The 8,215-nt window shown below is 57.4% G+C and carries 6 protein-coding genes; 4 read left to right on the top strand and 2 right to left on the bottom strand.

From position 1 onward, the window contains the following. Together CU100_RS18250 and CU100_RS18245 are read left to right on the top strand one after the other, a co-directional pair. Positions 1-530, top strand: a 530-nt coding sequence (locus tag CU100_RS18250) for a CBS domain-containing protein (protein WP_146141873.1), incomplete at its 5' end; no start/stop codon positions are given. Between the two features lie 34 nt (positions 531-564). Next, entirely contained in the window at positions 565-1,818 is a 1,254-nt protein-coding gene (locus CU100_RS18245) for a DUF3422 domain-containing protein (protein WP_106717959.1), read from the top strand. A 320-nt stretch (positions 1,819-2,138) separates the two neighbouring features. On the opposite strand, the gene CU100_RS18240 is transcribed toward CU100_RS18245, so the two are convergent. Next, a complete protein-coding gene (locus tag CU100_RS18240) occupies positions 2,139-3,221 on the bottom strand; it encodes a hybrid-cluster NAD(P)-dependent oxidoreductase (protein ID WP_106717958.1) in 1,083 nt (360 codons plus the stop codon). After that, positions 3,211-4,464 carry an aromatic ring-hydroxylating oxygenase subunit alpha gene (locus CU100_RS18235; protein ID WP_106717957.1) on the bottom strand — a complete coding sequence of 418 codons (1,254 nt, stop codon included), beginning with the start codon at positions 4,462-4,464 and terminating at the stop codon, positions 3,211-3,213. Before CU100_RS18235 ends, CU100_RS18240 begins: the two co-directional genes overlap by 11 nt. A 140-nt stretch (positions 4,465-4,604) precedes the next feature. Between CU100_RS18235 and CU100_RS18230 the strand changes: the two genes are divergently transcribed. Further along, complete coding sequence (locus CU100_RS18230) at positions 4,605-5,522, top strand: LysR substrate-binding domain-containing protein (protein ID WP_106717956.1); 918 nt, start codon at positions 4,605-4,607, stop codon at positions 5,520-5,522. Positions 5,523-5,924: 402 nt separating this feature from the next. After that, positions 5,925-6,428, top strand: a complete 504-nt coding sequence (locus tag CU100_RS18225; protein WP_106717955.1) for a hypothetical protein — start codon at positions 5,925-5,927, stop codon at positions 6,426-6,428. Positions 6,429-8,215: the final 1,787 nt, after the last annotated feature.

Below are 8,215 nucleotides of genomic sequence, written 5' to 3'. Positions count from 1 at the left end.
CTCGTGCGCTCACCAATGATGCTCCCATACTTCTGATGGACGAAGCTTTTTCCGCACTCGATCCGCTGATCCGGATGGACATGCAATCTGTCCTTCTCGACCTGCAGAAAGAGATCAAGAAAACGGTCGTCTTCATCACTCACGATCTTGACGAAGCATTGCGGCTCGGAGATCGGATCGCGATTCTGCGCGATGGCGAAGTCGTTCAACAGGGGACAGGCCAGGATATCGTCCTGCAACCCGCCGACGAGTATATTTCCAGCTTTGTGAAGGAGGTTAACCGGGGACGCGTGATCATGGTCGATACCATCGCCACGCAGTCGGGCATGCCGGCGTCCACAGGCGGCGTAACCGTCAGAACCGGCACCATTCTCGAAGAAGCGGCCAAGACCATGACGGACGCCAACCAGCAGTTTGCTACAGTCGTGGACGACAATGGAAAGGCCACAGGCATCATCAGCATGAACAGCCTGATTCAGGCGATGGTCACGCCGATAAGCCATCTCACGTCCAGGGCTGCGGCTGAATAGCAGGGATGAACAAACGGAATTGGGGATTGACGCCATGCGCTTTCGTTTTGAACATCCCTTGCGAGACGAGCTTCACAACGAGCTTCACGCGCGTCCATCGCTCTACTTTGATGGGGACACCGACGTGTGGCATGTCGCAATCATCGGCAAAGACGGCCCTCCTTCGGCCCCGGATGGTCTTCCCGGGCTGGAGGAGGTGTCGACCACGCAGCAAGGCAAGCATGGGATCGCACGTTTCGCTGGCGGCCGCCTCAAGTGGGAACTCCACACCGAATTCTTGACACTGACCTTTGTCGTGCGCCCCTCTGACAGTGTTGGCGGCACACCTCCCCAGGCGTTTCAGGAACTTTGCGACCGCGCTGACGGACAGGTCATCGCCGCCGTGCGCGTCATTGTGCGCGATGAAAAGGACGGCCAGCGGCTTGAAAAACCCGGCGCCGACTTTGTGGCGTCCGAGGTCGGCGGCGGTGATGCGGAGGTGCACTCGAATTTTCGTCTCACGCAAAGCGGCTTTGTCGAACTTCTGCTCTTTAACCGAAATCTCAATGCCTATCGGACCGGACGTATGGTCCGCCGGCTGCTCGAAATCGAGACCTACCGGATGATGGCATTGCTGGCCATGCCGGTGGCCAGGGAAACCGTCCTGAATCTTGAGCTATTCGATCGGCGCCTGAAACACCTGATCGCCCATATGCACAGCACAATCAAGGTCGACAAGACACTCTTGTCCGACGTAACGCGGCTGTCATCGGACGTGCTCAACTTCTCCGCGATTGCCCGACAACGCTTCGGAGCAACGATGGCCTATGCGGAGATTGTCACCAGCAGGATGGAGGAACTGCGCGAGGGCCGCGTCGAACAGCGGCAACGGATCGGCACGTTCATCGATCGACGGTTCCAGCCTGCGATCCGTTCCTTTCGCGCCGCAGAAAGACGCCTTGATGAACTGGCCGGGCGTATCAGTTTGGCGGGAGACCTGCTCCGGACCACGGTTCAGGTTCAACTGGAGGATCAAAATGCCTCCCTCCTGACGTCCATGGAGGAGCGGGCGCGGGTCCAGGTGCATATTCAACAGGCCGTCGAGGGTTTTTCGGTCATCGCGATTACCTATTACGGCGTTGGTCTTGCCAAGATAAGTCTTGAAAGCATGTCGGGGCTGGGGCTTGATCCGCATGTGGCAAAACTTGCCGTTCTGGCGGCCATTCCTCTGGTGCTTTTTGCGGTCTTTAAAGCGGTGCATCACATCCGCAGGAGCATCAACCAAAGTCACGGCCGCCCTTTTCCCTAGCTAGACAAGAGCCGCCCGATCCCGGCGGGTGTCTTTGCCCGCCTTGCGCAATCCCGGGTGTCCAGATGCCAGGGCCCTTCCCGCGGCTGTTTTCATCGGCTCAATGGGCTGGGTACATCAAGCAACAGAATATGTTTGGCGCGCACCGGGCGAATATGGGCGAAAAATGCCGTGCCGATAGAGCGGCGCATCGCCTATCTGCGGAAACAAGAAGGAGCCAGTAACAACGCCATGTGCATGACGCGTTGATCGGCCGGCTGACCCGTCGCCGTGGGCGTGAAGGCGGGCACGCGACCCCTCCGTCAATCGTATTTGATCAACTATCGGTCAATGACCAAGTCGCTTAACGGTTTGGAACAGCATGGCAGGAAGAAGCCGGCCTCAATCTCCCTTTGCCTGATGCCGCCATCGTGCTTCATGTCGACGATGCCGCTGGTCAGCCGGGACTTGCAGGTTCCACAGATACCGTTGGCACACGATGATGGAATTCTCACTGCGGATTTCCTGGCGCAGGAAAGGACGGTCTGGTCGGCTCGCACGTCAATCGACTTGTTCTGCTTCGAAAAGTGAACCCGGAAAGATTTCGCCTCGATCACCTCTTCGTTGGGCACCGGAGCGGCCTCGGTCGCCGCGGCATCGAAACTTTCCTCGTAATAATTGGACCGGGGTACGCCAAGTTCTGCGCTGATGTTTCGAGCTGCCGCCATGAACGGCGCCGGCCCGCAACACATAATGACCCGCTCAGCCATGTCCGGAACCGCCAGAGCCAGGTACTCGCTGGAGATCCGGCCCGACAGGCCTGGCCAGCACCGCTCGGTGCCAATGTCTTCCGGAAGCAGGTGAAGCCTAAAACCCTTGATCCGGCTTGCCAGGTTCGCCAGCTCGCTGCGGAAAATGAGGTCTTGCGGGCTGCGTCCGGCATGAACAAAGATGACATCGGTGGGCTCAGCGGTATCCGCGAGCTCGCGCGCCATGGACATGAGCGGCGTGATTCCCGAACCAGCCGACAGGAAAAGGTACTTTTTTGCTGCTGGCCGCACGAAACGCCCCAGTGGTCCCCTCGCACGGATAACGGCGTTCTGCGCCAGAGTATCATGCAGCCAATTCGAGACTTTTCCCCCGGGAACGCGCTTCACGGTGATGGTGATGGCGTTCTTGCGAAGCGGCGAAGAAGATATGCTATAGCAGCGGCTGGCGTCCCCGTCGCCGGGTCCGAGCTCGAACAGAAAGTATTGCCCGGCACTGAAGGCGAACTGTTTGCGGTCGGGTGAGACGAAAGTGAAGCTTTTTACATCGTGCGTTTCCGCATGGATGTCGATGCACACGAGCGTATCGTCCGACTGCGGATCCCACAATTCCCCACTTGCAGATATTCCCGCCGTTGCAAGCATCTCAGTAGCCATGGGCGCGCATACGCTCGACATACCAGCTCGAAAAGTCATCCAAGGCGCCCTCGCTGAACTTTGAATAGGGGCCAGGCTCGTAGGCGGAATCCTGAATGCCGGCATAGGAGCGTGCAACAAGTTCGGAGTCCTGCTCGGTCGTGGCGACCCAAACATGGGTCAGCTTGTCAAGATCATAGTCGACCCCTTCCACCGCGTCCTTGTGCACAAGCCACTTTGTCCGCACCAAAGTGGTATCTGCCGACAGGGGAACTGCCGTGGATGTGACTGCGTGGTCGCCCATGACGTGGTTCCAGCTGTTGTGACCCCACAGGTGCAGGTCACCAAGATCCTTGCGCGCCATCGTTCCCAAAAGCTTGGACGATGCGGCCGTTGCATCCTCTGTCTGGGATTCGCCCGCTCCGGAGATGATGAGGCGCTGCGTGCGAAAGTTCGTTTCGCAATGTCTGACCTGTTCAACCGTTGCCGACGGAAAGCCCGCCTCCTCCCAGCCTCTCGTGCGTTCGGCATAGAGGGCAAAATGCTCCTCTGCCTCATTGCGATCTTCAGGGCTAAGGGAATCGGGATCGAAACCAAAATCGAGGTCAACAAACGAGACGCAGAGCTCAGGGTGATTGGCCGAGCAATGGTAGCACTCGCGGTTGTTCTCCATCGTGAGTTTCCAGTTCCCCTTTTCAATGACGTCGACCTGATGCGCGACCTTTGTGTTGCGCAGATCATAGGGAGCAAGGCGTTTCTCCATAACCTCTTCAAGGCGTTTGATATCTGTCGGGGGGTCGTCGGAAAGGCATACGTAAATAAGACCGCCAATCGACCGAAAGTTCACCGGTTTCAGGCTCCGGCAGCTTTTGTCAAAGTCCTTGCCCATATGCGGTGCATAGCTGAGTTCTCCCGAAAGCTCGTAGGTCCATTGGTGGTAGGGACATACAAGCTTGGAAATCACGCTGGAGCCGGCGTCGAGCAGGCGAGAGCCGCGATGGCGGCAGACGTTGCGCATGACACGGATCTGGTTGTCATCGTCTCTGAGCAAGATGAGACTGGTGGACCCGATATCGATGACGCTGGCATCACCAGGTTCTGGAACGTCGCATTCCACGCCCACCTGGATCCAGTGATTCATGAAGAACACTTCAACATCAGCTTCGAACACGTCGTCGCGTGTGTAAAGGCCAGCAGGCAGCGAATGCCCGGCACGGCGTTCGTCCAGCAGCGTTGTAATGGATGACGAGACCTTGTTTAGCATAATCTCACCTTATGACCGTTGTTGCGCCATAATGCTCGCGAAAACCAAGCGCTTCAACGCCACAAATAGTTGCCATTGACATAATCAAATGTAATGCAGTAGCTGTTGCGAACCACGGCCAAAGCTGAAAGGTCCTTTCCATGCATCGTCGCCGAAAGCTGCCGCCTTTGACAGCACTGACGGCTTTTGAGGCTGCAGCCCGTCTCGCGAGCTTTACCAAGGCTGCCGATGAGCTTGGCGTCACGCAAGCGGCCGTGAGCCGCCAAATCCACCTTCTGGAACAGCAGTTCGGATTTCCGCTCTTCATCCGGTTGCATCGGAAGATCGAGCTGACGGAGAAAGGCATGACCTTGTCAGCCGCAGCCGGAGATGCGTTCGACCTCATCGCCGGTTCGGTGGCCGAAATCTTGAGGGACGGACACAAAGATGAACTGACGATTTCTGCAACTGTGGCGTTTTCGCATTTTTGGTTGCTGCCAAGAATTTCCGAGTTCTCTCGTCAACATCCGCAGATCAATCTTCGTATCGTCACCCAGGACAAAACGCCGAACATCGAATCTGGGGAACTGGACGTTGCAATCAGGTTCGGCAGTGGCATGTGGGCGGATGGCCAGGCCGAATTGCTTTTCGAGGAGGAGGTTTTTCCGGTCTGCAGTCCAGATTACGCCAAGGGAGCTGCTCAGATCATGACGCCGGACAACCTGACAGGCCATCCGCTCATTGCCAACGATGTTGACGATCCCACCTGGATCGGGTGGACCGAATGGCTCGCAGCCTTCTCGGTCAAGGCCCCCAGGAAAACGCTCGGGTTCCGCTGCAGCTTTTATACCGAGGCCATCTACGCTGCACTCAATGGCCAAGGTATCGCCCTGGGCTGGAGACTCTTGGTCGGAGACCTGCTGGCCCAGAACCGGCTAGTCAGAGTGAGCGAGGCAGCGGTGAAGACCAGGAACGCCTACTTCGTCATTCTGCCGAAACGCACACGACATCCCAAAGCCGCCGGCCTTTTTCTCTCATGGCTAAAAAGTAAATCAGACCTTCCGTCCATGGCGAACTGACAGGCGCGGCCCTCAGCGTATCTTGCTGGCAGATCTTGTGTTCGGGTTTGATTGTATACATTGCAATTCGCTGTCCTGGTCGCTGGCCAATCAGGGTGCATCGCTTGCCAATGTTCTGGCAAGCGTTGCAGGCAATTTTTGGAATTGCGAGAGGTCTCTCTGCACCTTGTCTGCTTGAGGTGGAATTCCACGAGAATTTGCCGTCGCCTGCCCCAGGCCGAGGCAGGCATAGGCGGAACGCGCAAACTCGCGGGTGCCGCCGCTGCGACCTTTGATTGGTAGATCATCAAGCCAAGCGTCGGCCTTGATCCGGCACAGACTGCCAGCCTAGTCTCGCAACTGGCTGAGGGGGAATAGATTTCCGAAGGATGATGCGCAGCTGGCCAATGGCCGAACTGCCCGTTGGCTGATCGTGTCGGAGCCGTAACGAAGGTACTCAACGACTTTGAGGCCAGAATCGGCAAGAAGCCGATGTGTTCTTTCAAGATTACCGGCGAGATGGATGAAATGAAGCGCAACGCCGATCTCCTGCGATGCGAATCGCACGTGCGTTACAGCATGGGGCTTCACGCCGCGACCCATATGGATCTGCCGATACATGGCCACTGCAATGGCTGGGGCCTGTTCTCACGCTCCCCTGATATCGGGTCAGCTTCGTCGACTGGCAGAAATTCTGGCGCATTGCCGGGGTCGATCATCTTCATATCGACAGGCTGGCGCAACAAGTTGAGCGAGGAGGGCGTTATCGATCGCGTCGGCGTGCCAGTGCCTCACTCCCCTGTTCGATGGCACCAGGGATTTCCGGGTCATGCCGGTATTTCTTCCAGGCAGTCGGCAGAACAGGTGGAAGACACCTACAAGGCCCCGGCTCGACTGATCTCATTTATTGCGCTGGCGGCGGCATAAGAAGTTTTGCGCGAAGCCTGGCAGGCAGCTGTGGAGGCTATCCGCCTGGATGCCTCGCAGCCACGCATCCGGTTTGGACAGCTGGACTGACTTGCGCCGGCAGGATCGTTGCACCAGCGCGGGCATCCCAGAGGTGTTGAGGTCGGCGGGGACGGAACATACTCGCCTGGCAGCTCTGGCATCGAGGATTAGGTGACTTCAGCTTCGTGCGAAGGATGGTCTTGATTGCTTCGAACCGGTTTCCCAGGATGTGTTAGAAGCAAGAATTTCATCCGGATCAAGTAAATGCGTGGATTCTGGCGATCAACTGCCTTATCATTGCAATTGCCACCCCGCTTTCGGGACGCAGGCTCTGGCCGGTTTGGTGCGGAGAAAACCATATTGAATTTCCATGGTTTTTCTGGCGTTAGTGAAGCTATCCCGCAGCTGCGTATCACTACCGCCGACCTATTTGAGTCGACTGCTCTCGATGGCATCCGCAGGTTCATTGGCCAACGTGCGTTTTGCTACGGTTTCGAGCAAATATGAGGAATGCGGCTTCGTCGATCCAATCAGAAACCATCCCGAGCGTGGCAAACAGGATTGCGAGGCCAAGGTTCATCCTTCGAAGTTGCCGGCATAGATCGACGCGGGCGACGGCCATCATTTCCTAAAGCAACTTTCCAATCGCTGCGCTGACGTGCATCCGCAGGGAAAAACAATCTCGCAACGAATTGCCGAATCCAAGGCAACGCGGGAAATAGCCGCGCCTGTCACCCGGAAATCCGCGCGTGGCACGATGAAGGGCCATTTGTGACCATGTCTCGTCGGCTTGACGCTTCGATCGCAGCCCTGGATGGCTCTGGAAAGACGTCGCAAGACTCAAGCATCTGGCAGCATTGTATGGCGTACGGCCCGGCTGCGTCTTTGTCAGGCTCCCCTTCCCCGGCTGGCCGCAGCAGGCCCGTTGCTGACGTTTGTGGTCCATTCCAGTGGAATCCAGTATGCGGTGCCAGCGCTGATTAGGGGTCGCCCGGAATGTGAAGCTGGATTATATAGGCCAGTGCCAAGCTGCGACGCACCCGCCATGCCGCGACTCTTGCCTACCGGCGCAAAAGACACCCGTCCCCTGCCCTCATTTTCCGTCCAGCATGGCAAGGCTGAAACCGCGTAAGCCAACGATGAGTAACCCGCATCGATTGCTGCCTGGGCTAAGCAGTCGTTAGTAGGAACGGCACTATCGGTGGTGGACATCGATCGCCAGCCTCTGACGCCGTATCGAACAATCTGATGCTGAAACCGCCAATCGCCGGCTCGAGCTCCATCCCATTGCCGTTTCGCCGGCATGGGTTCGACTCCGGCTGACGGTAAACCAGAGCGTCCGGCTGCTGGATGCACTCGAACAGTCGCGTGATAAGGTTCCCACAGCTGCGGCGCCACAGCTTAGTTGCGGTGTAATCGCTCAGCTCGGTTGATCGCCCAAGCGGCAGTGTTCCAGCCGATAACGTTTCGCAGAAATTGGCCGTCCCGTGCAAACCGTCGTTTATCCTGGAAAGTGAGCGAGAAGAACACCCGAATGCCCGTGCCTGCTATGCGAGACCTTGCACGTAAAAAGCCCGGCTCTGGGGGGAGGGCGCCGGGCTTCTATATTGACCGACAGCCTGGGAGGTGTCCTGCCCGTCCGATTAAAGCGGCTTGGGAGGGTAAGCCGCTTGACGTAATAATGGTAGGATTGCGCTGCGCCGATTTCAAGATTCACCGGCTTTAGGTTGGCTGACTGCTGAACCCGGACCGCATTTTTCCCCAAT

The sequence above is a fragment of the Phyllobacterium endophyticum genome, from assembly GCF_003010935.1.
GTDB classification, from domain to species: Bacteria; Pseudomonadota; Alphaproteobacteria; order Rhizobiales; family Rhizobiaceae; genus Phyllobacterium; species Phyllobacterium endophyticum.
The sequence above is the reverse complement of the archived record's forward strand: the minus strand, read 5'-3'. Positions and strand labels throughout refer to the sequence as shown.

Bases quoted from the DNA above. Each gene is read 5' to 3' on its own strand.
- CU100_RS18235 (WP_106717957.1), bottom strand. From the start codon at position 4,464: ATGCTAAACAAGGTCTCGTCATCCATTACAACGCTGCTGGACGAACGC.
- CU100_RS18245 (WP_106717959.1), top strand. From the start codon at position 565: ATGCGCTTTCGTTTTGAACATCCCTTGCGAGACGAGCTTCACAACGAG.
- CU100_RS18240 (WP_106717958.1), bottom strand. From the start codon at position 3,221: ATGGCTACTGAGATGCTTGCAACGGCGGGAATATCTGCAAGTGGGGAA.
- CU100_RS18230 (WP_106717956.1), top strand. From the start codon at position 4,605: ATGCATCGTCGCCGAAAGCTGCCGCCTTTGACAGCACTGACGGCTTTT.